Annotated in this window: 26 protein-coding genes; 7 read left to right on the forward strand and 19 right to left on the reverse strand. The window is 71.0% G+C overall.

Annotated features, from left to right (window positions below):
• Window positions 1-44: 44 nt before the first annotated feature.
• From DES41_RS15080 to DES41_RS15095, 4 genes are all read right to left on the reverse strand, one after another.
• Window positions 45-230 carry a hypothetical protein gene (locus DES41_RS15080; protein ID WP_114468498.1) on the reverse strand — a complete coding sequence of 62 codons (186 nt, stop codon included), beginning with the start codon at window positions 228-230 and terminating at the stop codon, window positions 45-47.
• Entirely contained in the window at window positions 230-1,366 is a 1,137-nt protein-coding gene (locus tag DES41_RS15085; protein ID WP_114468499.1) for a PepSY-associated TM helix domain-containing protein, read from the reverse strand. The genes DES41_RS15080 and DES41_RS15085 overlap by 1 nt, the downstream gene beginning before the upstream one ends.
• Window positions 1,367-1,379: 13 nt before the next feature.
• Window positions 1,380-3,551: a TonB-dependent receptor gene (locus DES41_RS15090; protein ID WP_114468500.1), complete on the reverse strand. Its 2,172-nt coding sequence runs from the start codon at window positions 3,549-3,551 to the stop codon at window positions 1,380-1,382.
• Between the two features lie 161 nt (window positions 3,552-3,712).
• Complete coding sequence (locus DES41_RS15095; RefSeq protein ID WP_114468501.1) at window positions 3,713-4,132, reverse strand: universal stress protein; 420 nt, start codon at window positions 4,130-4,132, stop codon at window positions 3,713-3,715.
• 118 nt (window positions 4,133-4,250) lie between these two features.
• Here DES41_RS15095 and DES41_RS15100 point away from each other — a divergent pair, with 118 nt between their 5' ends.
• From DES41_RS15100 to DES41_RS15110, 3 genes are all read left to right on the forward strand, one after another.
• Window positions 4,251-4,823, forward strand: a complete 573-nt coding sequence (locus DES41_RS15100) for a DNA-3-methyladenine glycosylase I (RefSeq protein WP_114468502.1) — start codon at window positions 4,251-4,253, stop codon at window positions 4,821-4,823.
• 290 nt (window positions 4,824-5,113) lie between these two features.
• Window positions 5,114-5,935 carry an alpha/beta fold hydrolase gene (locus tag DES41_RS15105; protein ID WP_114468503.1) on the forward strand — a complete coding sequence of 274 codons (822 nt, stop codon included), beginning with the start codon at window positions 5,114-5,116 and terminating at the stop codon, window positions 5,933-5,935.
• A 34-nt stretch (window positions 5,936-5,969) separates the two neighbouring features.
• Window positions 5,970-7,118: an FAD binding domain-containing protein gene (locus tag DES41_RS15110; protein WP_114468504.1), complete on the forward strand. Its 1,149-nt coding sequence runs from the start codon at window positions 5,970-5,972 to the stop codon at window positions 7,116-7,118.
• 64 nt (window positions 7,119-7,182) lie between these two features.
• On the opposite strand, the gene DES41_RS15115 is transcribed toward DES41_RS15110, so the two are convergent.
• Together DES41_RS15115 and DES41_RS15120 are read right to left on the reverse strand one after the other, a co-directional pair.
• Complete coding sequence (locus DES41_RS15115) at window positions 7,183-7,578, reverse strand: nuclear transport factor 2 family protein (protein WP_114468505.1); 396 nt, start codon at window positions 7,576-7,578, stop codon at window positions 7,183-7,185.
• A gap of 44 nt (window positions 7,579-7,622) precedes the next feature.
• A complete protein-coding gene (locus DES41_RS15120) occupies window positions 7,623-8,237 on the reverse strand; it encodes an NADPH-dependent F420 reductase (RefSeq protein ID WP_114468506.1) in 615 nt (204 codons plus the stop codon).
• Window positions 8,238-8,413: 176 nt separating this feature from the next.
• Here DES41_RS15120 and DES41_RS15125 point away from each other — a divergent pair, with 176 nt between their 5' ends.
• Complete coding sequence (locus DES41_RS15125; protein ID WP_114468507.1) at window positions 8,414-9,340, forward strand: LysR family transcriptional regulator; 927 nt, start codon at window positions 8,414-8,416, stop codon at window positions 9,338-9,340.
• Window positions 9,341-9,436: 96 nt separating this feature from the next.
• Here DES41_RS15125 and poxB read toward each other — a convergent pair whose 3' ends face one another.
• Window positions 9,437-11,158, reverse strand: a complete 1,722-nt coding sequence (gene poxB, locus DES41_RS15130) for a ubiquinone-dependent pyruvate dehydrogenase (protein WP_114468508.1) — start codon at window positions 11,156-11,158, stop codon at window positions 9,437-9,439.
• A gap of 100 nt (window positions 11,159-11,258) precedes the next feature.
• Window positions 11,259-11,816 carry a Dps family protein gene (locus DES41_RS15135; protein WP_114468509.1) on the reverse strand — a complete coding sequence of 186 codons (558 nt, stop codon included), beginning with the start codon at window positions 11,814-11,816 and terminating at the stop codon, window positions 11,259-11,261.
• 289 nt (window positions 11,817-12,105) lie between these two features.
• Here DES41_RS15135 and DES41_RS15140 point away from each other — a divergent pair, with 289 nt between their 5' ends.
• Complete coding sequence (locus DES41_RS15140) at window positions 12,106-12,357, forward strand: DUF3072 domain-containing protein (RefSeq protein ID WP_114468510.1); 252 nt, start codon at window positions 12,106-12,108, stop codon at window positions 12,355-12,357.
• Window positions 12,358-12,387: 30 nt separating this feature from the next.
• On the opposite strand, the gene DES41_RS15145 is transcribed toward DES41_RS15140, so the two are convergent.
• On the reverse strand, window positions 12,388-14,880 hold the full coding sequence (locus DES41_RS15145) for an ATP-binding protein (RefSeq protein WP_114468511.1): 2,493 nt from the start codon (window positions 14,878-14,880) through the stop codon (window positions 12,388-12,390).
• A gap of 33 nt (window positions 14,881-14,913) precedes the next feature.
• Entirely contained in the window at window positions 14,914-15,279 is a 366-nt protein-coding gene (locus tag DES41_RS15150; RefSeq protein WP_114468512.1) for a response regulator transcription factor, read from the reverse strand.
• A 153-nt stretch (window positions 15,280-15,432) separates the two neighbouring features.
• On the opposite strand from DES41_RS15150, the gene DES41_RS15155 reads away from it, so the two are divergent.
• Complete coding sequence (locus DES41_RS15155; RefSeq protein ID WP_114468513.1) at window positions 15,433-16,170, forward strand: response regulator; 738 nt, start codon at window positions 15,433-15,435, stop codon at window positions 16,168-16,170.
• 40 nt (window positions 16,171-16,210) lie between these two features.
• On the opposite strand, the gene DES41_RS15160 is transcribed toward DES41_RS15155, so the two are convergent.
• Both DES41_RS15160 and DES41_RS15165 read right to left on the reverse strand, forming a co-directional pair.
• A complete protein-coding gene (locus tag DES41_RS15160) occupies window positions 16,211-16,519 on the reverse strand; it encodes a UBP-type zinc finger domain-containing protein (RefSeq protein ID WP_114468514.1) in 309 nt (102 codons plus the stop codon).
• A 10-nt stretch (window positions 16,520-16,529) separates the two neighbouring features.
• Window positions 16,530-17,783, reverse strand: coding sequence for an NAD(P)/FAD-dependent oxidoreductase (locus DES41_RS15165; RefSeq protein WP_245965721.1), 1,254 nt, complete (start codon window positions 17,781-17,783; stop codon window positions 16,530-16,532).
• A 90-nt stretch (window positions 17,784-17,873) separates the two neighbouring features.
• On the opposite strand from DES41_RS15165, the gene DES41_RS39740 reads away from it, so the two are divergent.
• On the forward strand, window positions 17,874-18,239 hold the full coding sequence (locus tag DES41_RS39740; protein WP_147282860.1) for a hypothetical protein: 366 nt from the start codon (window positions 17,874-17,876) through the stop codon (window positions 18,237-18,239).
• 243 nt (window positions 18,240-18,482) lie between these two features.
• Here DES41_RS39740 and DES41_RS15175 read toward each other — a convergent pair whose 3' ends face one another.
• From DES41_RS15175 to DES41_RS15205, 7 genes are all read right to left on the reverse strand, one after another.
• Window positions 18,483-19,793: an MSMEG_0569 family flavin-dependent oxidoreductase gene (locus tag DES41_RS15175; protein WP_114468516.1), complete on the reverse strand. Its 1,311-nt coding sequence runs from the start codon at window positions 19,791-19,793 to the stop codon at window positions 18,483-18,485.
• 19 nt (window positions 19,794-19,812) lie between these two features.
• Window positions 19,813-20,103 (reverse strand): MSMEG_0570 family nitrogen starvation response protein, encoded by a 291-nt coding sequence (locus DES41_RS15180; protein WP_114468517.1) that lies wholly within the window; start codon window positions 20,101-20,103, stop codon window positions 19,813-19,815.
• A 13-nt stretch (window positions 20,104-20,116) separates the two neighbouring features.
• Window positions 20,117-21,283: an MSMEG_0565 family glycosyltransferase gene (locus tag DES41_RS15185; protein WP_114468518.1), complete on the reverse strand. Its 1,167-nt coding sequence runs from the start codon at window positions 21,281-21,283 to the stop codon at window positions 20,117-20,119.
• The gene (locus DES41_RS15190) at window positions 21,280-22,305 is read right to left on the reverse strand and encodes a sll0787 family AIR synthase-like protein (RefSeq protein ID WP_245965722.1); all 1,026 of its coding nucleotides are present in this window, start codon (window positions 22,303-22,305) and stop codon (window positions 21,280-21,282) included. Before DES41_RS15190 ends, DES41_RS15185 begins: the two co-directional genes overlap by 4 nt.
• Window positions 22,302-22,880, reverse strand: a complete 579-nt coding sequence (locus DES41_RS15195; protein ID WP_114468519.1) for an MSMEG_0567/Sll0786 family nitrogen starvation N-acetyltransferase — start codon at window positions 22,878-22,880, stop codon at window positions 22,302-22,304. Before DES41_RS15195 ends, DES41_RS15190 begins: the two co-directional genes overlap by 4 nt.
• A 12-nt stretch (window positions 22,881-22,892) precedes the next feature.
• Entirely contained in the window at window positions 22,893-23,975 is a 1,083-nt protein-coding gene (locus tag DES41_RS15200; RefSeq protein ID WP_114468990.1) for an MSMEG_0568 family radical SAM protein, read from the reverse strand.
• Window positions 23,976-24,048: 73 nt separating this feature from the next.
• Complete coding sequence (locus DES41_RS15205) at window positions 24,049-25,071, reverse strand: Nit6803 family nitrilase (protein WP_114468520.1); 1,023 nt, start codon at window positions 25,069-25,071, stop codon at window positions 24,049-24,051.
• Window positions 25,072-25,074 lie beyond the last annotated feature (3 nt).

Genomic DNA, 25,074 nt, shown 5'->3' on the forward strand with positions numbered 1-25,074 from the left:
AGACACGTGGCGGCAGCTGCGGGCTTGCGGTGGAAACGAGAAAACTAGGGCGGCGAATCCTTGGCCGGGCGCCACCCATGCCAGGCGGCGACGGCGAGCGGCAAACCCAGGCCGACCCACGACCAGGCGTCGGCCCAGCCGTCGGCCAGCAGCGCGGTGACGAGGCCGGTGCCGCTCGCCAGCCCGATGGCCAGGGGCCAGCCCCACAGGCGCCAGAACGACGGCCGCATCAGGCGCGCACCCGGCTGCTGGACGCCGTGTCGGCCGCCCGGGCGGGCGCCCGCTTGCGCCACCACAGCACCAGGCCCGTGGCCAGCACCACGATGGTGGCGATGTCCAGCAGCGCCCACAGGATCTGCATCGGCAGACCGCCGTAGTCGCCGAAGTGCAACGGCTGCGACACGAGCAAGGTCTTGAGGTACCAGGGCAGCTCGCGGCTGTCGGTCACCTGGCTGGTGGCGGCGTCGACCAGCACCGGCTTGAGCAGCTTGGCGGTGACGTGCTCGCCCCCGCGCAGGAACACGCCGTAGTGGTGCGGGCTCGCGAAGCTGGTGCCCGGGAACGCGACGAACGCCACCTTCATGCCGCGCTCGTGCGCCAACGCCGCGGCCACCGCGCCCTGCAGCGAGCCGGGCGAGGCCAGCGGCGGCTTGCCCTTGTAGGGCGCGAGCATGGCCGCCACCTCGGTCGACTGGTAGTACTTGACGAGCAGGTCGGCCCAGGCGTTGATGACGCCCGTGGCGCCCACCACCGTGAACCACACCAGCGTGACGATGCCCACCAGGTTGTGCAGGTCCAGCCACTTGGCGCGCGCGCTGCGCTCGCGCCGGATCTCGCCGAAGCGCAGCTTGCGCATGAACGGCGCGTACAGCACGGTGCCCGAGACGAGCGAGGCCAGCAGCAGCACGCCCATGAGGCCCAGAAACAGCATGCCCGGCAGGCCGATGAACAGGTCGATGTGCAGCGAACGCATGACGTACATGAAGCCGCTGTCCAGCGAGGGCTCCCCCAGCGCCTGGCCGGTGCGCGCGTCCACCGCCACCTGCTTGAAACCGGCGGTGGCGTCGGGCGTGGGCGCCAGCGTCACGTACCAGACGCGGTCGTCGTCCTCTTCCTGCGAGGCGAACATGCCCTGCAGCGTGGGATGGCGCGCGATCGCCGTGCGCATCACGGCGTCGAGGTCGGCGCGCGGCGCATCGGCCGGCATGGCGGCCGCCTCGATCTCGGTGCCCAGCAGGTGGCCGATCTCGTGGTGGAAAATCAGCGGCAGGCCGGTGATGCACAGCAGCAGCATGAACACCGTGCAGACGAGGCTGGACCACTTGTGGGTCCAGGTCCAGCGGCGGATGGCGCGGGTGCTGAGCATCGTCTGCTGGGAATCAGAAGTCGAATGTGGCCGAGACGACGAAAGTGCGCGGGTTGCCTTGCACCAGATAGTTGGCGCCAGGGTAGCCGCCGACCGAGGCCCAGTAGTTGCGGTCGGCCAGGTTGGTCACGCTGCCGCGCAAGGTCATGAGGTTCTGGCCGACCGGCAACGTGTAGCGCGCGCCCACATCCAGCGTGGTCCAAGAGCGCACCTGCAAGGTGTTCGCCAGGTCGGCGTATTGCTTGCCCGTGTAGTTCAGGCGGCCGTTCAATGACAAGCCCTTCACGCCCGGCACCTCCCATTCGGCACCGGCATTGCCTTGCCACTTCGGCGCGCCGATGGCTGCTTGACCCCGGATGTCGGTGTCCAGGTACGTGAGGCCGCCCAGCAGCCGCAGGCCCCGCACGGGCTCGCCAAAGAACGTTGTTTCGATGCCTTGGTTGCGCTGCTTGTAAGCAGAACCGACGAAGACGCTGCCAACCACGGCACCCACGGGCTTGCGCGCCTGGAACACCGCCACCGTGGCGCCGACACGCCCCATGTCGAACTTGGCACCGACCTCGGCCTGCTTGGTGACGGCCGGCGCGAACACTTGCCCCTGGTTCTCCAGCGGGTTGCCGGAGGCGTCGTTGCCCGAGGCGGTGTCGCCCCGGACGAGGCCTTCTGCATAGTTGGCGTACAAAGAGATCTGCTTGCTGGCCTTGAAGACCAGGCCTGCCAAAGGCGACCAACGGCCCTTGTCGTACGCGTCTCCGCTCTGCACACCAGTGGAGTAGTCGTAGCCGTAGCTGACGATGTTCTGGTGACGCGCACCCAGCGTCAGGCGCACGGTGTCGTTGACGAACGACAGGGTGTCGGCCAACGCGAGGCTGCGGGTGCGCGTGCGACCGGTCACATGCGGGTTCTCCAGGTCACCAAAGGAATAGTCCAGCGCCGGCTCGGCCGTCTGCGTTGGCTGGTACAGGTTGGTCGAGGTGCTGGCAAGGGATCCGGCGTAGTTGTTGTGTTCCTTGGCATTGAATAGCGCCAAGGAGGCCACCAGTTCGTGGCGTACGCTGCCAGTGCTCAAGTTGGCGCGTACGCCTGCTTCGCCGGTGGCGATGTCGTCCTGCCGCTTGTTCGCGAAGCGCGAACCGGTGGCGTTGCCTGCAGCGTCACCGACAGTCACGCCAACCAGGTTGTTGCGCTCTTTGCCCTGGCGTGCACCAGCCGCCAACCAAGCCGTCACTTGGTCGCTCAGGTCGACCTCGGCGCGCACGCTGCCGAATACATCGCGCTCGGTCGAATTCGTCCAGGCCTGGCCATAGTTGCTATCGGAATCTGGGGCGCGCGGAATGGCGGTCGCCGATGGGGTCACGCTTGGCCGCGCATGGCGCAGCACGTGTTTCTGGTAGCCAATGTCCGCCGAGACGCGCACGTTGCGGCTACGCCAGTCGGCTCCCAGGGATACCAGGCTCAGTTCGCGTTCCTCGCGGTCTACCGCGGTGTCGCCGTCGCGGTGCACGGCCGTGAGGCGCAGGCCAGTGCTCTGGTCCGGACCGAAACGGCGCGCGATGTCGGCCGCCAGATAGCCCTGCAGACCGCTTTCCGCACCGACCGTCACCTGCGTCACAGGCTCGTTCGGCGCGCGCTTGGGCATCACGTTGATCGAACCGCCCAGGCCGCTGTTGCCGGGTGCCGCGCCATTGACGAACGCATTGGCACCGCGCAGGACTTCGACGCGCTCGACCAGTTCTGCCGCCAAGTACTGGCGTGGTAGCAGGCCGTACAAACCGTTGTAGGTCATGTCGTCCGAGTACACCGGAAACCCGCGCACGATGTACAGCTGCTGGTAGTTGCCAAAGCCCCGCGCCACCCGCACCGTCGGATCCTGCTTGAGCACATCGCCGATGCTCGTGGCCTGCAGGTTCTGGATCAGTTCCTGCGTGTAGCTGGTCTGGCTGAACGGGGTGTCCATGACATCCTGATTGCCCAGGACGCCGACGCGGCCGCCGCGTGCCACCTGGCCGCCCGCGTAAGGCGCCTTCAAGCCTTCGGCGGACGCATCAGCGCTGGCATTGATCGTGATGGTCGACAGCGCCCTGCCGCTTTCGGCCTGCGCCCACACGGCATGCGACAGGCACAGGGCCAGCGGCGTCAACGCGCAGCCGGCAGCGGTGCGCAAGAAGGAGGAACGGACAGGCATTGGCGAGCTCACCCAAAGTGATTTGGTTGGCTGGCTCGGCACATGGCGTCATGCGGACGCATGCCTGGCTGGCGGGGGACGGCGAGTTTACGTCGGCCCCTGCCCGAACTAAGCCGAATCGTTGCGCCGAGGCAACGATTCGGGCGGCTGCAAGAACCGTTTCAGCGCAGCAGCAGCACCGGCACCTTGCACTGGCTCACCACCTTGGTGGCGACCGAGCCCATGAGCAGGTTGCCCAGTGCGCCGTGGCCGTGGCTGCCCAGCGCCAGCAGGTCGTAGCGGCCGCTCTCTGCGGTCTGCGCCAGCTCGTGCGCGGGGCTGCCGACCTTGAACGCGAACTGCGCCTCGATGCCCTTCTGCGCGAAGAAGGCCTTCACGGGTTCGAGCACCTTGTCGGCCTCTTCCTGGTAGTAGCCCTTGACCGTCTCGGCATTGACATAGGAGGCGGCGCGCTTGGGCAATTCCAGCACCACGGTCAGCACCGTGTATTCGTTGCCGGTGGCCAGCAGCTGGTGCTGGGCGAGATAGGCGAGCATGCGCTGGGTCTGTTCGCTGCCGTCGACGGCGATCAGGATCTTCATCTGTCGATCTCCCGGTGGTTTTGATGGATTCAGTATCTGCCCAAGCCCGGGTGCAGGCCTTGATCTCCCTCAAGCCAGCAGGCGAAAGCGCAGGCGCCGTCGGCACAATGCCGCTCCCATGAACACCTCCACCGCCCTGCCACGCTGCACCTGGTGCGGCGCAGACCCGCTGTACCAGCATTACCACGACACCGAATGGGGCGTCCCGCAACGCGACCCGCGCATGCTGTGGGAGATGCTGATGCTGGAGGGCTTCCAGGCGGGGCTCTCGTGGATCACCATCCTGCGCAAGCGCGAGGGTTTCCGCCTGGCGTTCGACGGCTTCGATCCCGCCAAGGTCGCGCGCTACGACGAGGCGAAGATCCAGGCGCTGGTGGCCGATCCCGGCATCGTCCGGGCGCGCGCCAAGATCGTGGCCACCATCGCGGGCGCGCAGATCTACAACACCATGATGGCCGCCGGCGAGGACTTCGCCGACTACTGCTGGGCCTTCAGCGACGGCAAGGTGCTGCGCGGCGACGGCGTGCACTTCGCCACGTCCACGCCGCTGTCCGAGGCGATCTCCAAGGACCTCAAGAAGCGCGGCTTCAAGTTCGTCGGCCCGACCATCGTCTACGCCTGGATGCAGGCCATCGGCATGGTGGACGACCACGCCGTGCACTGCTTCCGGCGCCTGCAGCCCGCGCGCTGAGCGAGGTCCGCCCGCGCGCTGGCAGCGAAGCCCGGCACGCGCATGGCCTGCATGGCCTGCATGGCCTGCACCACGCCGCAAGCGCGGCGGCGATTGCTACGTCCGAAACACGCGCCATTGCGGCTGCATTGCGGCCTGCCCCCAGGGGCAACGCCGCTGCAACGCCCGGCCGCCACAGTGGAGCCCACGCATCCGACGGCATGCGTCGCAGCCCACCCACCGTCTGGTGCGCAGGCTGCGCAGCAACCCTGCTGATCCCTTCAACCTGCAACCGCACCGAGGAACACGCCATGCCCACCATGACCATGCAAGACGGCACCGAGATCTACTACAAGGACTGGGGCAGCGGCACGCCCGTGGTCTTCAGCCACGGCTGGCCGCTCAGTTCCGACGCGTTCGAAGACCAGATGTTCTACCTGGCCCAGCGCGGCTACCGCTGCATCGCGCACGACCGGCGCGGCCACGGCCGCTCCAGCCAGCCGTGGACCGGCAACGACATGGACACCTACGCCGACGACCTGGCCACGCTGGTCGACAAGCTCGACCTGCAGGGCGCCATGCACGTGGGCCACTCCACGGGCGGCGGCGAGGTGGCGCGCTACATCGGCCGCCACGGCACGTCGCGTGTGGCCAAGGTGGTGCTGATCGGCGCCGTGCCGCCGGTGATGCTCAGGAGCGCCAGCAACCCGGGCGGCCTGCCGATGGAGGTGTTCGACGGCATCCGCGCGGGCGTGCTGAAGGACCGCTCGCAGTTCTGGCTCGACCTGAGCCTGCCCTTCTACGGCTACAACCGCCCCGACGCCGCCCGGTCCGACGCGGTGCGCCAGGCGTTCTGGCTGCAGGGCATGCAGGCCGGCTTTCCGGCGGCGTACTTCTGCGTCAAGGCCTTCTCCGAGACCGACATGACCGAAGACCTCAAGCGCATCGACGTGCCCACCCTGGTGCTGCACGGCGACGACGACCAGATCGTGCCGATCGCCGACTCCGCGCTGCGCACGGTGGAGCTGGTGAAGGGCGCCACGCTGAAGGTCTACGCCGGCGCGCCGCACGGCCTGTGCACCACGCGCAAGGACGAGGTCAGCGCCGACCTGCTCAAGTTCTTCAGCGCATGAGCCGCCCGCGCATCGCCACCCAGCGGAGACGGCCATGACAGACGCCGCGCCGCCGCGCGCGCTGGTCATCGGCGGCTCGCTGGCCGGCCTGTTCACGGCCACCGCCCTGCGCGCCATCGGTTGGCGCGTCGACGTGTTCGAGCGCTCGCCGAGCGCGCTGGACAGCCGCGGCGGCGGCATCGTGCTGCAACCCGACGTGGTGCAGGCCTTGCGCTTCGCGGGCATCGCGCACGAAGGCGCGCTCGGCGTGCGCTCGGGCGACCGCATCTTCCTCGACCGGCACGGCCAGGTGCTCCAGCGCATGGCCATGCCGCAGACGCAGACCTCGTGGAGCCTGGTGCACGGCACGCTGGCCCGCGCACTGCCCGATGGCATCGGCCACCGGGGCGAGACGTTGGCCGGCTTCGAGACCGCCGGCCACACCGTCACCGCGCATTTCGCCAGCGGGCGCGTGGAACGCGGCGATCTGCTGGTGGGCGCCGACGGCCCGCTGTCGACCGTGCGCGCCGCGGTGCTGCCGCAACTGGCGCCCGCCTACGCCGGCTACACCGCCTGGCGCGGGTTGCTGCCCGAGGGCGCGCTGACGGAACGGGCCACCGCCCAGCTGGGCGGCACCTTCGCGTTCCAGGACGGGCCGGGCTTCCAGTTCCTCGCCTACCTGGTGCCCGGGCAGGACGACCGCACCACGCCCGGCGCGCGCCGCTGGAACTGGGTCTGGCACCGCCGGCTCGACGCGGGCGCGCCGTTCGACGCGGCGATGACCGACACCCACGGCCGGCGCCGGGCGTACTCGGTGCCGCCCGGCGCGCTGCGGCCCGAGATCGCGCAGGGCGTGCGCAACGCGGCGCACGCATCCCTCGCGCCCTCGTTCTCCGACCTGGTGGCCGCCACCGAGGAACCCTTCGCCCAGGCCATCACCGACCTGCGGGTGCCGACGATGGTCTTCGGCCGCGCCATCGTGCTGGGCGATGCGGCCTTCATCCCGCGCCCGCACACGGCCGGCGGCGCGGCCAAGGCGGCGGCCGATGCCATGGCGCTGGCCCAGGCGCTGCGCAGCGTGGCCGACGTCGACGAGGCGCTGGCCGGATGGAACCGCAGCCAGATGCGGGTCGGCACCGCCATGTGCGACCGCGGCATTGCGCTGGGCAACAGCATCGTCGGGCTGGGCCGCGCGGGGCGGTGAAAGGCGGGCACGACCACGCCAGTGGACACCCCTGACGGCATCCGCACGCCACCCACAGATCTGCTCAGCTTTGGGGCGGCTCGATGAGCACCCACAGCCGGGCGATCCGCCCATCGACGACCTCCGCCGTGTCGAAACCCTGCACCACCGCAGGCAAGCCCGGCTCGCCGGCGGTCCATCGCAAGGTCGCCATGCCGTGGTGTCCCACCGCGACGCCCTCTGCCTGGAAGCGGAATGTCGGGCCGAACTGCTGGAGCAGGTCACCGGCGACACGGTCGATCGCGTCGCGGCCATGCACAGCCCCCTGCGGCTCGTACATGACGGGCGTCTCCGTGAAAAGCGCGGCGATGGCCAGGGCGCGCTTCGCCCCGTCGCGTTCGTTGAACACACGCGCCAGGTTGGCCTTGAGCAGCGCGTCGAAGTCGACGGGCAACGCGGCCGGGGTTGGATGGGTGGCCATGGTGTCTTCCTTGGAAAGGGTGGTTGCGCGCCGCGCGGGTGCGTTCAGCTGAACCGCACCAGTTCGAGCGTGGGCAGGGGCCCGCCCGGGAACTGCGTGAGACGCCCGCCCATGGCCAGCGTCCCCAGGTCGATGCCGGCGAAGCCCAGCCGGCCCATCAGCCCAGCCACTTGCGCCTTGGCGTCTGCATCGTCGCCGGCAAGGAACAGCACGCGCTGGCCACCGCGTTCGGCCGGGTCGGCGGCGACCAGTTCGGGGCGCAGGTGGTTGAAGGCCTTGACCACCCGCGCACCGGGGACCCAACCGGCGAACACCTCGCTCGATGCGCGGCCGTGCAAGTCCGCGGGCTGGAACAGCGGCGCCTCGATCGGGTTGTTCGCATCGATGACGATGCGCCCTCCGAAGTCCGGCAGGCCCGCGAGTGCGCTGGGCAGCTTCGACCAGTTCACCGCCACCAGCACGGTGGGCTGCGCAGCGGCCTCTTCGCGGGTGCCGGCACGCACGCTGGAGCCCATGGACTGCACCAGGGCTTGAAGGCTGTCCGGCCCGCGGCTGTTGGACAGGATGGCCGGGATGTTCCGCCGTGCCAATGCACGCGCGAATGCTGCGCCGATGTGGCCGGCGCCGATGATGCCGATGGAAGAAGCCGAATGGCCCATGGTGGATTCCTTGAAGAGAAGTAAGCGGGACGTGAACCAGGCAGCGCTGCTGCGATGCCCCGACTGTGGCCGTGCCGCGCCACCGTCGGTAGCCGTCCGCGCCTTGAATCATCTTCAAGCATCGCTTGAACCCTAGGCCGGCCTTATGCTGTGGCAGACGCCCACAAGGAACCCGCATGGAAACGCTCGCCAACCTCGAATCGTTCGCTCGCAGTGCCGAGGCCGGCAGCTTCTCGGCGGCGGCGCGGCGGCTGGGCCTGACGCCTGCGGGCGTCAGCCGCAACGTGGCGCGCCTGGAGGCCAATCTGGACGTGCGCCTGTTCCAGCGCAGCACGCGCAAGCTCACGCTGACCGAAGCGGGCGAGCGCTTTCTGGAAGGCATTGCCGGCGGGCTGGACAGCATCCACGCGGCCATCGCATCGGTCGACCAGGCTTCTGCCGAGCCCAGCGGCACGCTGCGCGTCACCATGCCGCCGGGCTTCGGCTCGGACTACGTGCTGCCGCTGCTGCCGGGCTTCCTGCAGCGCTACCCGAAGGTGCTGTCGGACTGGCATCTGGAGAACCGCCGCGTCGACCTGATCGCCGAAGGCTTCGACGTGGCCATCGGCGGCGGCTTCGCACTGTCTCCCGGCGTGGTGGCGCGCGAACTCGCCCGCATCCATGTCGTGGCGGTCGCCGCGCCGGCCTACCTCCAGGGCAGGCCCGCGCCGAAGGAGCCCGCCGACCTGGACGATTGGGACTGGATCGGCATGCGCTCCATCCAGCAAGGCAGGGTGCGCAGCCGGCATCTTCGCAACCGGGCCGGCCGTGAAGTGCAGATCAACACCGCGCCGCGCCTTGCGTTCAACGACCCCGATGCGGTGGCCCGGGCGACGGCCATGGGGCTGGGCGTGACCTTGATGGCCATGCCGCACGCCGTGCCCCTGCTCAAGACGGGCGCCCTCGTGCGGGTGTTGCCCACCTGGTACTGGGACGACGGGCCGATCTCGATGTACTTCGCGGGCAAGAAGTTGCTGCCGGCGAAGACGCGCGTGTTCATCGATTACGTCATTGCCCAGTTCAAGGAAAAGCGCATCGCCGCGTCACTGCAGGCTGACCGATGAGACGCCATCGCAGGACCAGGGCGCGGCAAGGTTCCCGGCATCCGGGTGCCCCGCCGGCCGTGAAAAGGCGGCCGCGATCAGGAGCGTCGCGCGGCGTCACCGCATCAGGTTCGTCTTCGCCAGGTCGACCAGCTGCGCGCCGCGCCCGTCCAGCACGGCCTTGGCCAGGAACATGCCGAAGTGCGCGGCCTGCCCCAGCGTGGTCTTGGGCGGCATCGCCAACTCCTGGCGCGCGCTGACCACGTCGACCAGCACCGGCCCGTCGTGCGCGAAGGCCTCGGTCAGCGCGGCCCGCAAGTCCTGTGGCCGCTCGACGCGGATGCCCTTCACGCCCATGGCCTGGGCCATCGCCGCGAAGTCGGGGTTCTGCAGCGTGCAGCCGGTGTCGAGGAAGCCGTTGGCCTTCATCTCCATCTCGACGAAGCCCAGCGTGCCGTTGTTGAGCACCACCACCTTCACCTTGAGGCCGGCCTGCACCAGCGTGATGAACTCGCCCATCATCATCGTGAAGCCACCGTCGCCCGACATCGACACCACCTGCCGGCCGGGATAGGCCGCCTGCGCACCGATGGCCTGCAGCATGGCGTTGGCCATGGAGCCGTGGTTGAACGAGCCGACCAGGCGGCGCCGCCCGTTCATGCGCAGGTAGCGCGCCGCCCAGATCACGGGCGTGCCCACGTCGCAGGTGAAGATGGCGTCGTCGTCGGCCAGCTCGCTGACGAGGCGCGACACGTACTGCGGGTGGATCTGCGTGCTGTGCGGCCCGCTCTCGGCCAGCGCGTCGAGGTCGGTGCGTGCCTGGCGGTAGTGGGCCAGGGCGCAGTCGAGGTGGCGCCGGTCGGCTTTCTCGGCCAGGGCCGGCAGCAGCGCCGTGATCGTCTGGCGCACGCCGCCCAGCACGCCCAGCTCGATGGTGCAGCGGTTGCCCAGCGCCTCGGGCCGCAGGTCCACCTGCGCGATGCGCGCACCGGCGGGGTAGAACGCGCGGTAGGGGAAGTCGGTGCCCAGCAGCAGCAGCGTGTCGCAGCTTTCCATGGCCGCGTAGCCCGACGCGAAGCCCACGAGCCCGGTCATGCCGACGTCGTGGGGGTTGTCGTATTCGAGGTGCTCCTTGCCGCGCAGCGCATGCACGATGGGCGCTTTCAGGCGCTCGGCCAGCACGAGCACCTCGTCGTGCGCGCCCGCGCAGCCCGCGCCGCACATCAGCGTGACGCGCTCGCCCGCGTTCAGCAACTCCGCCAGCTGTGCCAGCGCCTGCGGGTCGGGCTGCACGGCCGGCGGGGCCGGCAGCAACCAGCGCGGCACCTGCGCCGCCAGGGACTGCAGCGCCACGTCGCCCGGCAGCACCACCACGGCGACGCCGCGCCGGGCCACCGCCACGCGCATGGCCCGGTGCAGCACCTGCGGCAGCTGCTCGGCGTGCGAGACCAGCTCGACGTAGTGGCTGCATTCCTTGAACAAGCTCTCGGGATGCGTGGCCTGGAAGTAGTCGATGCCGATCTCGCTGCTGGGGATGTGCGCCGCGATCGCCAGCACGGGCACGCCGCTGCGCTGGCAATCGAACAAGCCGTTGATGAGGTGCAGGTTGCCCGGCCCGCAGCTGCCGGCGCAGACCGCGAGTTCGCCGGTCAGGTGCGCCTGTGCCCCGGCAGCGAACGCGGCGGACTCTTCATGGCGCACGTGCACCCACTCGATCGCCTCGCGGCGGCGCAAGGCCTCGGTGAAGCCGTTGAGCGAGTCGCCCACCACGCCGTAGACGCGCTGGACGCCCGCTTGCTGCAAGGTTTCGGCCAGGTAGTCGGCCGCGGTTCTGGTCATGGTCAGGTCTCCGGATGGTGTGAACAAGAGGCGAGGCGCAGCCCTTCGGATGGGCCGCGCCAGCGTGTCGGGCCGCCTGCCGGCGCAGGATCGCGTGCGCTCAGCGGCCGCTGGAATCGCCCGGCCGCACCGCCTCGAACAGGAACCAGGTGCGCCGCTCGGTCTCGTCGATCCAGTTCTCGATCAGGCTCGCGGTGGCGATGTCCTGGCTCTCGTTGCACACGGCATGCGCGGCACGCAGGCGGGCGGCCAGCGTCTTGTTGTCCTCGCACAGCTCGGCCAGCATGTCGGAGGGCTCGACGAAGTCGGCGTCGTTGTCCAGGATGCGCTGGTTGCGTGCGATGTGGCCGATGGAGAGCAGCGTGGTGCCGCCCACCTTGCGCACGCGCTCGGCGATGGGGTCGGTCATGGCGAAGATCTGGTCGGACTGCTCGTCCAGCATCACGTGGTAGTCGCGGAAGTGCGGGCCGCTCATGTGCCAGTGGAAGTTCTTGGTCTTGAGGTACAGCGCGAACACATCGGCCAGCACGCCGTTCATGGCCGCGGCGATGTCGCGCGTGGCGGCGCCCTGCAGGTCGGTGGGGGTGCGCAGCACGGCGCCCTGGCGGGGCTTGGCGGCGCTGGCTTCGGCGGTCTGGGGGCGGGTGAGCGTGGTCATGGTGCACTTCCTGGTTGGGGTTGAAAACTTCCTGTCGCGCAGTGACTGTCCGTTCCGGGCGTTGCCTGGGCGTTGCAGGCGCTGGCATAGGGCAATACGGGTGAAGCGGCGAAGGTTTCAGATGCAACGCGAGGGGCGTGAGGGCGTACCACGGCCGGCTTGGCGCCCGGTGCATGGCCCCACGTGTGCAGCCGCCGGCATGCCGCTGGCCTGCGCGAGCGACATCGGCCTACACAGGCTGGGCCGCGCACAACTTACTGTGTATAAATACAGACCCAAGGAGTTAGCGATGACCGACAAGCAGACACAGGCCATGGCCGAAGACAGCAACATGGAGAAGGATCCGTCGACCTGGGTGACGGGCGACGAAGCCATGACGGGCGCGCAGCGTTCGTACCTGAAGACGCTCAGCGAGGAGGCGAAGGAGCCGTTCGACGAATCGCTCACCAAAGCGCAGGCGTCGGTCCGCATCGACGAACTGCAGCAGCTCACCGGGCGCGCGCCGCCGGACCACCGGCCAGCGACCGACCGCAAGGAATAGGCGCTGGAGCCGGGGTACTGAACCCCGCGCTCAGCGGCCCTCCAATGCCCTCGCCAGGCCCTCGGCCAGGTCCCGCCCGGCCAGCGGCTTGTGCAGCACTGCGCGCACCCCGCCTGCCAGCGCCTGCTGCTCCGTGGCGGCGCCCAGGTTGCCGCTGACCAGCAGCACCGGCAAGCCGGGCCGCAGCGCCAGCAGGCGCTCCGCCAGGGCGTCGCCCTGCAGCCCGGGCAGCGCCAGGTCGGTGACGACCGCGTCGAAGCGCTGGGGCGCCGCTTCGAAAGCAGCCAGCGCAGCCTCTGCCGTGGGGTAGCCCACCGGCTCGTAGCCCAGGCCGGCCAGCAGTTCCTCGGCCAGTTCGAGCAGCGCGCGCTCGTCGTCGACGACCATGATGGTCTGGCCGGCACCGGCCGGCCAGTCGGCCTGGCCCGCCGGCATGGGTGCCTCGGTCTCGCCGCACACGGGCAGCCACACGCTCACCAACGTGCCGTGCGGCGCGCGGCCACACACATCGATGGCGCCGCCCAGGTCGGAGACGATGCCGTGCACCACCGACAGGCCCAGCCCCGTGCCCTCGCCCACCTTCTTGGTGGTGAAGAAGGGGTCGAACATGCGCGCCAGCACCTCGGGCGCAATGCCGGGACCGGTGTCGCCCACGGCCAGGCACAGGTGGGGGCCGGGCTGCAGCTGCCCGTGCAGCAGGGCGCGGCCTTCTGCCAGTTCCACACGCGTGAGGCTGAGTTCCACCGTGCCCGCATCCCCCATGGCCTGCACCGCGTTCGTGCACAGGTTCATCGCCACCTGGTAGAGCTGCGTCGGGTCGCCGATGACCGCCGAGCTGCCGGACGTGAGCTGCGTCTGCACGTGGAACGTGGCGGGCAGTGACGGCGACAGCATGGCCACCACCTCCTCCACCACGCACTGCAGGTTCACCGGCACGCGCTCTGCGACGCCGTTGCGGCTGAAGTCGAGGATGCGGCGCACCAGCAGCCGCGCGCGCGCACCCGACTGCATCACCTGGTCGACGTGGCGGCGGATGGCCGAGCCGGCTTCGGCGCGCTGCTGGGCCATCTCGCCGAAGCCGAGGATGGCGCCCAGGATGTTGTTGAAGTCGTGCGCGATGCCGCCGGCCAGGGTGCCCAGCGCCTCCAGCTTCTGCGTCTGCTGCAGCCGCGCGTCGAGCCGGGTGCGCTCTTCGGCCGCGCGGCGGCGTTCGCTGATGTCGATGGCCGAGCTGAACACGCGCACGGGCTGGCCCGCACCGTCGAGCACGCGGCGCCCGCGCGCATGGATCCAGCGCCAGCTGCCGTCCTGGGCCTGCACGCGGTAGTCCATCTCGATGGCGGGGGTGCGGCCTTCCAGGTGGTCGCGGATGCCCTGGCGCACGGCCTCGGCGTCTTCGGGGTGCACGGCCACGTGGCGCACCAGCGCGTCGGCGTGGGCCAGGCGCACCGATGGGTCGACGCCGTGCAGCGCGGCCCAGCGCTCGGACGGGAACACGGCGCCATCGGCCAGGTGCCATTCGATGTGCCCCTCGCTGGCCGCCTCCATCACCATGGCGTAGCGTTCTTCGCTGGCGCGCAGGGCCGCCTCGCCGCGTTCGAGCCGGCGCATCTGGCGCAGCAGCCCGGCGATGGTCGCCAGCACCAGCAGCGACAGCAGCACGGTGCGCACCACCGCGCTGCGCATCTCGTCGACCCAGGGCAGCAGGGCCTGTTCCTCGTCGCGCGTGATGGCCAGCACCAGGGGCTGCTGGCCCACGCCCACCGACGCCACCAGCTTGGTGCGCCCGTCCACGGGGCTGGTGCTGCGGTCGATGAGCTCGCCGCCCTTCAGCGCCACCAGCTCGGGGTACTTGACGCGGCCTTCCAGCGCGGCGGCCGGTGGCTGGCGCGCCACCAGCGTGCCATCGGCCAGTGTCAGCACGAGCGAGCTGCGTTCGCCCAGGTCGAGCGCGGTGTAGGCCGTCTGCAACTGCTGCAGCGTGACGATGGCGGTGACCACGCCGTCGAAGCCGCCGTCCGGGCCATCCAGCCGGCGCGACAGCACCAGCGCCGGGATGCGCTCGGTGCGGGTGACGATGGGCTCGTTGATGAACAGGCCCTCCTGCGCCTGCTCGCGCTGGCGCTGGAAGTACGGCCGGTCGGCCACGTTGGCCATGGGCTCGCCGGTCTCGCGCGAGCGCGCCAGCTGCTGGCCGTCGGCACCGACGATGCTCAGCACGCTGACCTGCGCCACGCCGGCCGCGCGCGTGGCAAGGCCGTTGGCGATGGCCGCGGGGCGGCGTGGCGCGTCGGCGCCCTCGTACCAGTCGGCCGTCTCGCGCAGCAGCACGTCCACCGCCTCCAGGCTGCGCGCCGCTTCGGCGCCCAATGCCTTCGCCAGGTTGCCCAGCTCGCGTTCGTTGGCCGCGGTGATCTGCTGGTGCAAACGCCAGCCGTCGTAGGTGGCCGAGCCGACGAAGGCCAGGATCAGGGCCGCGCCGAGGACGATGGTGCGCAGGCGCAGGGCGTCGCGGCGGTGCATGTCAGGCGGCCCGCGGGGCGCCGGCGTGCCGCGTCATGCCGCCACGCCGATGGCGCCCACCACCGCCGCCAGCAGCTCCTGGCGGGTGCAGGGCTTGCCCACCAGTGCGCCCACGCCCAGCGCGCGGGCCTGCGCGGCGTCGGCGCCCAGCGTGCGGCGCAGCTGCGTGGAGATGCCGATGAGCGCCGCCCCCGGGTAGATGTTCCGCACTTGTCGCACCGTTTCGGCCCCTTGCATGGGTAGGTTGAGAAGATCGACGATGGCCAGGTGCACACCGGGCTCCACCGCCCCGCCGCGCGCGCCGCGCCCTTGCACCCGGTAGCCCTCGGCCGCCAGCCATTCGCAGAACAGGGTGCGCATGGCCACGTCCTGTTCGATCACCACGATTGTCAACATCATCCCTGTCTCACCACGCCGGACGGCACCCACTGCCGCAGAATCCGATTGGCGGCGACGCCCGTGCCGCCATGATGTCGGGCGTCATCGGGCCGGATTTCAGTTGAAATCCAGGCCACACCGCTCCGTAAGCAACCCGCACTAGCCTCCCAACGCATGGCACACACCCCGGCCCCCCACATCCTCGTCGTCGACGACGACCCATCCATGCGCGCGCTGATGGGCGAGTACCTTGAGGAGAACGAGCTGCGCGTGTCCACCGCGGCCTCGGGCGCCGAGATGGCGCGCGTGCTGCAGGACCAGATCATCGACCTGGTGATCCTGGACCTGCGGCTGCCCGGCGAGGACGGCATGCACCTGGCCCGCGACCTGCGCGCCACGACGAAGATCCCCGTGATCATCGTCACCGGCAAGCGCGACGAGGCCGACCGCGTGATGGGCCTGGAGATCGCGGCCGACGACTACATGACCAAGCCCTTCAGCAACCGCGAGCTGCTGGCGCGCATCCGCGCCGTGCTGCGGCGCTGCCAGGCCAATGCGGAGGCGCTGGCCGCTTCGCGCCCCTCGCAGCGGCGGGCCTACCGCTTCGCGGGCTGGGAGCTGAACCTGCTGGCGCGCCGGCTCACCGCGCCGCAGGGCCACCGCGTGGAGCTGAGCAACGGCGAATTCAACCTGCTGCTGGCGCTGTGCGAGGCGCCGCAGCGCGCGCTGACGCGTGACCAGTTGCTGGAGCTGTCGCGCCTGCACGGCGCCGAGGTGTACGACCGCTCGATCGACGTGCAGATCCTGCGGCTGCGCCGCAAGATCGAGGTGGACGCCTCGGCGCCGCAGTTCATCCGCACCGAGCGCGGCGTGGGCTACCTGTTCGACGCGCAGGTCGAGGCGCTGAACTGAGGCACTGCGGCAAGCGCCGCGGCGCACACCGCCGCGCCGCTCACACGTAGCGCGGGATCGGCCCGTTCTGCGGCGTGGTGTTCTCGCCCAGGTCGACCATGACCTTGTCGACGAAGCACCAGCCCCAGCCTTCCGGCGGGTCGTAGCCTTCGATGATGGGATGGCCGGTGGCCTTGAAGTGCGCCCGCGCGTGGCGGTGCGGAGAATCGTCGCAGCAGCCCACGTGGCCGCAGTGCCGGCACAGGCGCAGGTGCACCCATTCGCTGCCGATCTTCAGGCATTCCTCGCAGCCCAGCGCGCTGGGGTGCACGCGCAGGATGCCGGCGGTGTGGGAACAGACAGGTCGCATGTCGATGGCCTCAGGCTTGGTGAAGGAACTGGTGGACGAAGGCAACGGCCATGGCCCCTTCGCCGACGGCGGTGGCCACGCGCTTGATGGAGCCGTGGCGCACGTCGCCGATGGCGAACGAGCCCGGCACGCTGGTTTCCAGATGGTAGGGCAGGCGCTGCAGCGGCCAGGGCCGGGCCGGCGTGGCGGCGGCCAGCACGTCGGCGCCGGTCAGCAGGTAGCCGGCGGAGTCGCGGGCGATGGGGGTGTCGCGCGCCCAGTCGGTGTTGGGCAGTCCGCCGATGCAGACGAACAGGTGGCGCGTGGGCAGCGTCTGCTCGGCGCCGCTGCGGCGGTCGCGCACGGTGATGGCCTCCAGCGACGCATCGCCCTGCAGGGCCGCCACCTCGCAGTGCGTCACCACGCGCACGTTGGGGGCGGCGGCGATCTTGCGCACGAGGTAATCCGACAAGGTGTCGGCCAGCCGCTCGCCGCGCACCAGCATGACGACGGCGCTGGCGTAGGCCGAGAAGTGCATGGCGGCCTGGCCGGCCGAGTTGCCGCCGCCCACCACGTACACGGTTTCGCCCTGGCACATGGGGGCCTCGCTGGCGCCGGCGCCATAGAACACGCCGGCCCCGAGCAGGCGGTCTTCACCGGCCAGTTGCAGCCGGCGCCATTCGATGCCGGTGGCGCAGATGTTGACGCGCGCCGCCAGCTTGCTGCCATCGGCCATGTCCACATGGATGCCGTCGTCGCCAAAGGTGGCGTAGACGCCCTCGCGCAGCTGCAGGATGTCGACACCGAAGCGCGCGGCTTGCTGGCGGGCGCGCTCGGCCAGCTCGGCGCCGCTCACCCCTTGCGGAAAGCCCAGGTAGTTCTCGATCAGCGACGAGCTGCCGGCCTGCCCGCCGATAGCCTGGCGCTCGACCAGCACGGTCTTGAGCCCCTCGGACGCGGCATACACCGCGGCACTGAGACCCGCCGGACCGGCGCCGTAGATCGACACGTCGTAGGTGGCCAGCCGTGGCTTGGTGATCCAGCCCAGCCGCGCGGCGACCGCCGGCACGGTGGCCGCGTCGATCCAGCTGCCGTCGGGAAACTCGCACAGCGGCAGGCGCTGGCTCTCGACCGGGTGCAGGCCCGTGGAGCTGTCGAGCGCGAGCCAGTCGTAGGCCACGCCGCTGCGGCTCAGGAAGTCGCGGATCTCGAAGGCCTGGGCGGAATGGGGCGCGCCCAGCAGGCGGATGCGGGGCGCCTTCAGCGCTGGGTCTGGAGCGGTCACGTCGGTCACCTGGAGTTGAAACACCGCCAGTCTCGGCGCCCGCCGTTGCCGCGGCATTGCGGCGCGCGCGGCCAGCAATGCAGACGAAACATGGCCGGTGACAGCCGTACGCAAGCCGTCGTCATGGCGACAGCCACGGTGCCGAGTCATGTTCATCGCCGCGGCCGCCAGCGTGGCGCTGGTCGGCATCGCCGCCTGGCGCGGCCTGCCGCGCTTCAAGGCCACCACGCACCTGACCTGCGGCGCGTTGATGGGCTCGCTCGCCAGGCTGTGGCTGCAGCACGGCCCGTTGCGCCGCGCACCGGCATCTTCGTCGGCATGTCGGTGGGCGCGGCGGCGGGCAGCCTGCTGTTCGCGCAGTGGGGCTGGATGGCGGTGACGGCGTTCGCCACGGCCGCCGCGGTGGCGGCGCTCGCGGTGCGGTGGCAGCGCGCGGCCGGGCCGATGCGGGCATAGGTGTGGCGATACCGCCGGTGGGATGGGCCGGCCGTGGCGGGCACCGGGCGCGGTGCGCTTGAGTTCGTCGCCGCCGCACGCGCCGTGTTCGTGCGCGCTGAGCACGGCCCTGCGGGTTGCGGTGGCCGCGGGCCGGTCGCGGGCTGCGGCATGGGGTCCGTGGCGCAGACGCAGTCCAACCTGCAGGCGGTGCACGCGGTGGTGGCCCCCGGGGCGCCGCGCAGAGACGGCCGGCGCCCCGCTTCAGGCCAGCGCGGCCTGCAGCTGCAGCTCCGTCGGCTTCTCTCGCGCCGGCCCGCCCGCGCCGAGCGCCGACCGCCGCTGCGCGATGCGCTCGGCCAGGTACGCCGCATCGCGCGCCACGCCGCTGAAGCGGCCCGAGCCCCAGGTGTGCAGCCACGGCAGGCCCAGGAAGTACAGGCCCGGCACCGCCGTCACGCCACGGTTGTGCACCGGGTGGCCGCGGCCGTTGAACACCGGCGCGTCGAGCCAGCCGAAGTCCGGTGCAAAGCCGATGCACCAGACCACCGCCGTGATGCCCGACTCCGTCAGCGACAGCGTGGCACGCTCCGCCGCAGGCTGCCAGACCGGCTCGTAGACAGAACCCTCGGGCGCATCGATGCCGCGCTCGGCGATGAACTTGTCGATCGACGCGTTGATGCCGTTGTAGGTGCGGTCGGCCTGGTCCAGCACCTCGGCCAGCCGCGGCGCGAAGCGCAGCGTGTCGCCATCGGCGTCCAGGCCCTGCAGCACGCCGAACAGGTCCATGCCTTCCAGCGCGAAGCGGCGCAGGTCGATGTCGCGCCCGCCGTCGCGGCCGGTCACGTAGTGGTTGGTGTTGTCGCGCACGCCCTCGCGCAGCGGATGCTGGGTGACGGGCATGTCGTAGTACTGCATGTCGGCCAGCCAGTCGACCACGTCGCGCCCGCGGTAGAAGCGCGCGCAGCGCGGTGCGTCGCCCACGGCCAGCACCACCTGCCGGCCGGCCAGGTGCAGGTCTTCGGCGATCTGCGCGCCGCTCTGGCCCGAGCCGACCACCAGCACCTTGCCGGGCGGCAGCTGGTCGGCGTTGCGGTAGTCGGCCGAGTGAATCTGGCGGATGGACGCCGGCAGGCGTTCGGCCAGGCGCGGCACGATGGGGGTGTGGTAGCCGCCCGAGGCCACCACCACCTGCTCGGCGAAGCACTCGCCCGCGCTGCTGCGCACGAGGAAGCCACCTGGCGCGGGCCGCACCTGCTGCACGGCCACGCCCTCGCGCAGCGGCGCATCCACGCTGGCCTTGAAAGCGGCCAGGTACTCGATGATCTGCGGCTTCTTCATGAAGCCGTGCGGGTCGTCGCCCGCGTAGGGATGGCCCGGCAACGCGCACTGCCAGTTGGGCGTGACCAGGCAGAAGTTGTCCCAGCGCTGGGTGCTCCAGGCGTGCAGCGCGCGGTGCTTCTCGAACACGACGTGCTCGATGCCCTGGGCCTTGAGGCCATGGCTCAGCGACAGGCCGGCCTGGCCGCCGCCGACGATCACGACGCTGTGGCGGGGAATGGGGGAAGTGGTCATGGTGGATCTCCAGGGGTGTTCAGGCGGGGGTGAAGGACAGCACGTGCACGCGCGCATCCGGCAGATCGGCGAACGGCTCGGCGCGCGCCTCGGTGTCGGCCATCTGGTCGTGGGCGCGCGAGCAGGCGAAGCCGTACTTGGCCTCGACACGCGCGCTGGCAATCGCCGTGGCTTCGCGCACGCGGCGCAGGAAGTCGGCGAGCGGGTAGTCCTGGCCGGGCTGGAAGAAGTCTTCGATGACCAGGGATGGCGAGTAGGCAAGGCTCTCGCTGGCGTCGGGCCAGCGGAGGCGGTAGTGCATGGCGGGCATGGGCTTGTCCTTGTCAGGCGGGGATGGGTTCCAGCACGCGCTGGTACCAGGCGTCGTGCAGTGCGGCGCTGCGGGCCCAGCTGTGGGCCACGCACACGGGCGGCGGCGCGGGCAGGCGCGGCAGGGCCAGGGCCTGCTGCAGGCCGGTGGCGATGGAGGCCACGTCCTCGGGATCGCACCAGGCCACGGCCGGCGTGTCGTGCAGCGTCTCGGTGAACGGCGGCCGGCGCGACACCAGCACCGGCGTGCCGCAAGCCAGCGCCTCCAGCGCGGCCAGGCCGAAGCCTTCGACCAGCGACGGCATGGCCAGCACGCCGGCGCGGCGCATCAGCGCGGGCAGCAGCGCATCGGGCAGCGGGCCGGTGCGCAGCACGGGCTGCTGCGGCCCTTCGGCCAGGCCGGTGGCGGCCAGCACGGCCAGCCAGTCGCGGCGCGCGGCGCCGTGGTCCAGCATGCTGGCACCGCCGGCCACGACCAGCCGTGTGTCGGCCCAGGCGGCGTCGGTGGTGCGCAGCTGCGCGAAGGCCTGCAGCAGGCGCACGCTGTTCTTGCGCTCCTCCACGCCGCCGACCAGCAGCAGCACGGGGCCGGTGTCTGCCGGCAGGCCGAGCGCCTCGATGGCTTCTGCGTCGCCAGGTTCCGGCTGCGGCCGGTAGCGGGCCAGGTCGACGCCGTTGAACATGCGCTCGGCCGGCTGGCGCAGCACCTCGCGGAAGTGCCGGCACCAACCGTCGCTGACGCAGGCCACGCCATCGGCGGCACGCCAGGCACGCTCCTGCCAGCGGTTGAGCAGCGGCTGGCCGAAGACGTCCAGGTGGTGCACGGTGCGCAACCAGGGCGGCAGCACGTAGCCGGCTTCGCGCAGCAGCGCCAGCGCGTTGCCCGAGAGGCTGTCCTGCGCGTGCAGCAGGTCGAAGCCGCCACGTGCCAGCAGCGGCGGCAAGGCCTGGACCAGCGTGTCGATGCGCTGCGCGACCTGGGCGACGAGGTCGCCCTGCAGCCGCGGCAGCGCGATGGTCTCGACCGGAAAGCCGACGGTGCGGAACAGCCGCTCGCCGGGCTCGGCCGCTGCGATCACGGTCACGGCATGGCCGCGCCGCGCCAGCGCATGGGCCAGCTCCAGCGTGTGGACGACACCGCCGCGCGGGCGCAGCGAGTGCGTGAGCAGCCCGACCTTCATGCGGCCCTCCGTGGCTCGACGGCCGGTGCGATGAAGGGCTGGTCCGCCAGATCCCACAAAGGCACGCGCGCGTCGCCGAGCTGCAGCGCCAGCACGCTGCCGCGGTGCACCGTGCCCACATCGGCGCAGGCGATGCCGCGCTGGGCGAAGCGCGCGATGGTCTCGTCGGCCTGCGCGGGCCGCACGCTCAGCACATAGCCGAAGCTGGGAAACGCGCTGAGCCAGCGCAGGCGCTGCGCCGCGCCGTCGGCCTGCGACCAGTCGGGCACGCCGGCCGGGCGCGGCAGCCGCGCGAGGTCCACCGTGGCGCCCACGCCGGAGCACTCGAGCAGCATCAGCGCCGTGCCCAGCACGCCGGCCATGCTGATGTCCTTGCCGGCGTCGACCAGGCCCGCCTCGGCCAGCGTGGGCAGCAGCGCCATGTCGCCGCGCAGGCGCTCGGCCGGTGCGGGGGTCGATGCGTTCCAGAACGGCGCATCGCCCTGCCACTGGCCGCGCAGGTCGACCGCAACCAGCAAGCGGTCTCCGGGCTGGGCCGCGAAGCTGCTGATCAGGCGCTGCGCACGTCCCAGCACCGCCACGGCCAGTTGCCCGCTGGCAGAGCGCAGGTTGGTGTGGCCACCGACCAGCGGCACGCCGTAGCGCTCGCAGGCGGCGCGCATGCCGGCCAGCACCTCGCGGCCCTGCGCTGCATTGCCGGCCCACAGCGCATCGACCACGGCCAGCGCGCGGCCGCCCATGGCCGCGATGTCGCTGAGGTTGACCATCACCGCGCTGTAGCCGGCGAACCATGGCTGCTGTTCGACGAAGTCCTGCACCATGCCTTCGATGGCCAGCAGGAGGTGGCCGTCGTGGTCCGGCAACACCGCGCAGTCGTCGCCGTTGGGTACGGCGGTGGCAAAACTGCTGGGGCCGAGCTGCGGCAGCACTTGCGCGATGTCGCGCTTGTGCGCAAAGCCGCGGCTGGCGCGCAGCGCATCGGCCAGTTGCTCCAACATCGGCGTGTCGAGGACGGCGCTCATGACACCCTCCGTGGCGACACCACGAAGCCCGCGTACGGCGTCTCGCACGGCGGGTAGTGCGCGAGGTCCGCGCGCATCAGGGCATGCATGCGGCCGTGGATCACCATCTCGTCCAGCACCTGCCAGTGCAGGCGCTGGAACAGCGGCACGTTCTGCGCCTGCACATGGGCCAGGAACTCGCGGCAGCCCAGCGCGTGCGCGCTGCTGACGGCCAGGCGGATCAGCTCGGTGCCGAGTTGGCTGCTCTGGCGGAACGCGCGCCGCACGGCCAGGCGCGAGCCCCACCACAGGCCGGGCGAGGCTTGGTGGATGCGCACCGTGCCGACCATCTGGTCGGCCTCGCCGGCCAGGCAGGACAGGGCGACCAGGGTGTGCAGGCTGGGGTCGTCGTCGATGGCGTCGCGGTCGTCGCCATCGCGTCCGCCAAACAGACCCTGCTCCGTGCAGAACACCTGGCGGCGCAGCGCGGCCGCCTCGCGCAGCATCCAGCCATCGCTGGCCCATTGCACGCGGTAGGCCTGCGGCCGGTAGTCGGTGGCGAGTTCGCACCAGGGGATGGCGTGGGCGGTGAGCATGCTGGAACTCCTTCAGGCAGCCAGAGGCGCTTCGTAGCGCGAGAGGGTCGAACACGCGGCGCAGCGGCCGCAACCGGCCTTGATGTCGGCCGCGCGCACGCCGGCCTCGGCCACCATCGCACCCAGCGGCGCCAGCACACTGCGCATGAACTCCGGCGTGGGCGCGGCGTGGTCTTCCAGCGGGGTGCCGCTGATCGGCACGAAGGGCACGACGAAGGGGTAGACGCCCAGGTCCAGCAGGCGCCGGCTGGTGGCCAGCAGCGTCTCGGCGCTGTCGCCCAGGCCGGCCAGCAGGTAGGTGCTGACCTGGCCACGGCCGAACACGTCGACGGCCGCGGCGAAGGCATCCCAGTAGCGCGCCATCGGCACCTCGGCCTTGCCGGGCAGGATCTGGCGGCGCAGGTCGTCGCCGATCACCTCGAGGTGCATGCCCAGCGTGTCCACGCCCGCGTCCTTCAGGCGCTGGAACCAGGCGTCGGTGTCGGGCGGCTCGCACTGGGCCTGCAGCGGCAGGTCGACGGCGGCGCGGATGGCCTGCGCGCTCTCGCACAGGATCTGCGCGCCGCGGTCGGGCGTGGGCGGCGTGCCGGTGGTCATGACCATGTGCTTGACGCCGTCGAGCTCCACCGCGGCCTTGGCCACCTCGGCCAGCTGCGCGGGCGTCTTGCGCGCGACGGTGCGGCCGGCCGCCAGCGACTGGCCGATCGCGCAGAACTTGCAGGCCTTGCGCCGGCTCTCGTAGCGGATGCAGGTCTGCAGCACGGTGGTGGCCAGCACGTCGGCACCGTGCAGCGTGGCGATCTGCTGGTAGGGCACGCCGTCTGCCGTCTGCAGGCCGTAGAAGCGCGGCGCGCGCGGGAAGGCAATGCTCGCGATCGGGATGCTGTTGCGCCGCAAGAGGCTGCGGCCGTCCGGCCCCGGCGCCTCCGCCACGAAGGGCGAACTGAAGGCCGTGGCGGTGTGCACCGGCACCATCAGCGTGACGCCGTCCACCGTCACGGCCTTGTGGTCCGAGGGGCCGGCGCCGCCGCGCCGGCTGGCCGCACCCGCGTGCGGGTCGATCAGGCGCAGGCCCTGGCTCTGCAGCTCGGTCATGAGCTGGCGCGTGCGTTCGGAAGAAGCGTCGACAAGGTCGAGGACGGCGGTGTTCATGGGCTGGGTTCCAGGTTCAGGCGACGCGGCGCAGCGGCGCGTCCGCTTCGGGAAGAAGAAGGTCGGCTTCGTCGGCCAGGGGTTCGCCATCCGGTGCATCGGATGGCATGGGCATCGTGGTGCGCGCCGCATCGCGCCGGATCGCCAGGCGCAGCAACTCAGGACGCGCGTAGTGGCCGACCGAATCCATCATGCGTTTGCGCTTGTCGATCAGCGCGAAGTCGAGGTCTGCGATCACCAGCCCCTCGCCCTCGCTCAAAGGCTCGGCCAAGTACTTGCCCTCGGGCGAAATGATCGCTGTGTGGCAACCGCCGCGCAGCGCGCCCTGCAGCTTCTCGTCCGGCGTGATGGCGCGCACCTGCGCGTCGTGCAGCCAGCCCGTCGCGTTGACGACGAAGCAGCCCGATTCCAGCGCGTGGTGGCGGATCGTCACGCCCATCTGGTCCGCGAAGATCGGGCCCACCAGCGAGCCGGGGAACTGCGCGCAGTGGATCTCTTCGTGCGCGGCCATCAGCGCATAGCGCGCCAAGGGGTTGTAGTGCTCCCAGCAGGCCAGCGCGCCGACGCGGCCGGCGCGCGTGTCCACGGCCGTGAGGCCAGCGCCGTCGCCCTGGCCCCAGACCATGCGCTCGTGGTAGGTCGGCGTGATCTTGCGGCGCTTGAGCACCAGCCGGCCGTCGGCGTCGAACACCAGCTGCGTGTTGTACAGGCTGCCGTGGTCGCGCTCGTTGACGCCCAGCACCACCACCATGCCCAGCTCGCGCGCCGCCGCGGCCACCGCGTCGGTCAGCGGGCCGGGCACGGTGGGGGCGCGCTGCATCAGCAGCAGGTGGTCCGCGCCCTGCAGCACGGGCGGCTGCACGAACGAGAAGTAGGGGTAGTAGGGCACGAAGGTCTCGGGGAAGACGATCAGCTCCACGCCTTGCTTCGCCGCGTCGCGCATGGTTTCCAGCACGCGCGCCAGCGTGCCGTCGGCACTGGCCAGGTCGGGCGCGATCTGCGCCGCGGCCGCACGGACCTTGCGGTGGTGCTGGGCCATGGC

It is taken from the genome of Pseudorhodoferax soli, from assembly GCF_003337555.1.
Classification (GTDB): domain Bacteria; phylum Pseudomonadota; class Gammaproteobacteria; order Burkholderiales; family Burkholderiaceae_C; genus Pseudorhodoferax; species Pseudorhodoferax soli.

What these genes read in the sequence shown, in the direction of transcription:
- DES41_RS15185 (WP_114468518.1), bottom strand. Translation starts at nt 21,283, where the DNA reads ATGAAGGTCGGGCTGCTCACGCACTCGCTGCGCCCGCGCGGCGGTGTC.
- poxB (WP_114468508.1), bottom strand. Translation starts at nt 11,158, where the DNA reads ATGACCAGAACCGCGGCCGACTACCTGGCCGAAACCTTGCAGCAAGCG.
- DES41_RS15140 (WP_114468510.1), top strand. Translation starts at nt 12,106, where the DNA reads ATGACCGACAAGCAGACACAGGCCATGGCCGAAGACAGCAACATGGAG.
- DES41_RS15180 (WP_114468517.1), bottom strand. Translation starts at nt 20,103, where the DNA reads ATGCCCGCCATGCACTACCGCCTCCGCTGGCCCGACGCCAGCGAGAGC.
- DES41_RS15080 (WP_114468498.1), bottom strand. Translation starts at nt 230, where the DNA reads ATGCGGCCGTCGTTCTGGCGCCTGTGGGGCTGGCCCCTGGCCATCGGG.
- DES41_RS15090 (WP_114468500.1), bottom strand. Translation starts at nt 3,551, where the DNA reads ATGCCTGTCCGTTCCTCCTTCTTGCGCACCGCTGCCGGCTGCGCGTTG.
- DES41_RS15135 (WP_114468509.1), bottom strand. Translation starts at nt 11,816, where the DNA reads ATGACCACGCTCACCCGCCCCCAGACCGCCGAAGCCAGCGCCGCCAAG.
- DES41_RS15205 (WP_114468520.1), bottom strand. Translation starts at nt 25,071, where the DNA reads ATGGCCCAGCACCACCGCAAGGTCCGTGCGGCCGCGGCGCAGATCGCG.
- DES41_RS15150 (WP_114468512.1), bottom strand. Translation starts at nt 15,279, where the DNA reads ATGATGTTGACAATCGTGGTGATCGAACAGGACGTGGCCATGCGCACC.
- DES41_RS15095 (WP_114468501.1), bottom strand. Translation starts at nt 4,132, where the DNA reads ATGAAGATCCTGATCGCCGTCGACGGCAGCGAACAGACCCAGCGCATG.
- DES41_RS39740 (WP_147282860.1), top strand. Translation starts at nt 17,874, where the DNA reads ATGGCCGGTGACAGCCGTACGCAAGCCGTCGTCATGGCGACAGCCACG.
- DES41_RS15155 (WP_114468513.1), top strand. Translation starts at nt 15,433, where the DNA reads ATGGCACACACCCCGGCCCCCCACATCCTCGTCGTCGACGACGACCCA.
- DES41_RS15160 (WP_114468514.1), bottom strand. Translation starts at nt 16,519, where the DNA reads ATGCGACCTGTCTGTTCCCACACCGCCGGCATCCTGCGCGTGCACCCC.
- DES41_RS15195 (WP_114468519.1), bottom strand. Translation starts at nt 22,880, where the DNA reads ATGCTCACCGCCCACGCCATCCCCTGGTGCGAACTCGCCACCGACTAC.
- DES41_RS15110 (WP_114468504.1), top strand. Translation starts at nt 5,970, where the DNA reads ATGACAGACGCCGCGCCGCCGCGCGCGCTGGTCATCGGCGGCTCGCTG.
- DES41_RS15190 (WP_245965722.1), bottom strand. Translation starts at nt 22,305, where the DNA reads ATGAGCGCCGTCCTCGACACGCCGATGTTGGAGCAACTGGCCGATGCG.
- DES41_RS15120 (WP_114468506.1), bottom strand. Translation starts at nt 8,237, where the DNA reads ATGGGCCATTCGGCTTCTTCCATCGGCATCATCGGCGCCGGCCACATC.
- DES41_RS15125 (WP_114468507.1), top strand. Translation starts at nt 8,414, where the DNA reads ATGGAAACGCTCGCCAACCTCGAATCGTTCGCTCGCAGTGCCGAGGCC.
- DES41_RS15115 (WP_114468505.1), bottom strand. Translation starts at nt 7,578, where the DNA reads ATGGCCACCCATCCAACCCCGGCCGCGTTGCCCGTCGACTTCGACGCG.
- DES41_RS15145 (WP_114468511.1), bottom strand. Translation starts at nt 14,880, where the DNA reads ATGCACCGCCGCGACGCCCTGCGCCTGCGCACCATCGTCCTCGGCGCG.
- DES41_RS15085 (WP_114468499.1), bottom strand. Translation starts at nt 1,366, where the DNA reads ATGCTCAGCACCCGCGCCATCCGCCGCTGGACCTGGACCCACAAGTGG.
- DES41_RS15100 (WP_114468502.1), top strand. Translation starts at nt 4,251, where the DNA reads ATGAACACCTCCACCGCCCTGCCACGCTGCACCTGGTGCGGCGCAGAC.
- DES41_RS15175 (WP_114468516.1), bottom strand. Translation starts at nt 19,793, where the DNA reads ATGACCACTTCCCCCATTCCCCGCCACAGCGTCGTGATCGTCGGCGGC.
- DES41_RS15200 (WP_114468990.1), bottom strand. Translation starts at nt 23,975, where the DNA reads ATGACCGAGCTGCAGAGCCAGGGCCTGCGCCTGATCGACCCGCACGCG.
- DES41_RS15105 (WP_114468503.1), top strand. Translation starts at nt 5,114, where the DNA reads ATGCCCACCATGACCATGCAAGACGGCACCGAGATCTACTACAAGGAC.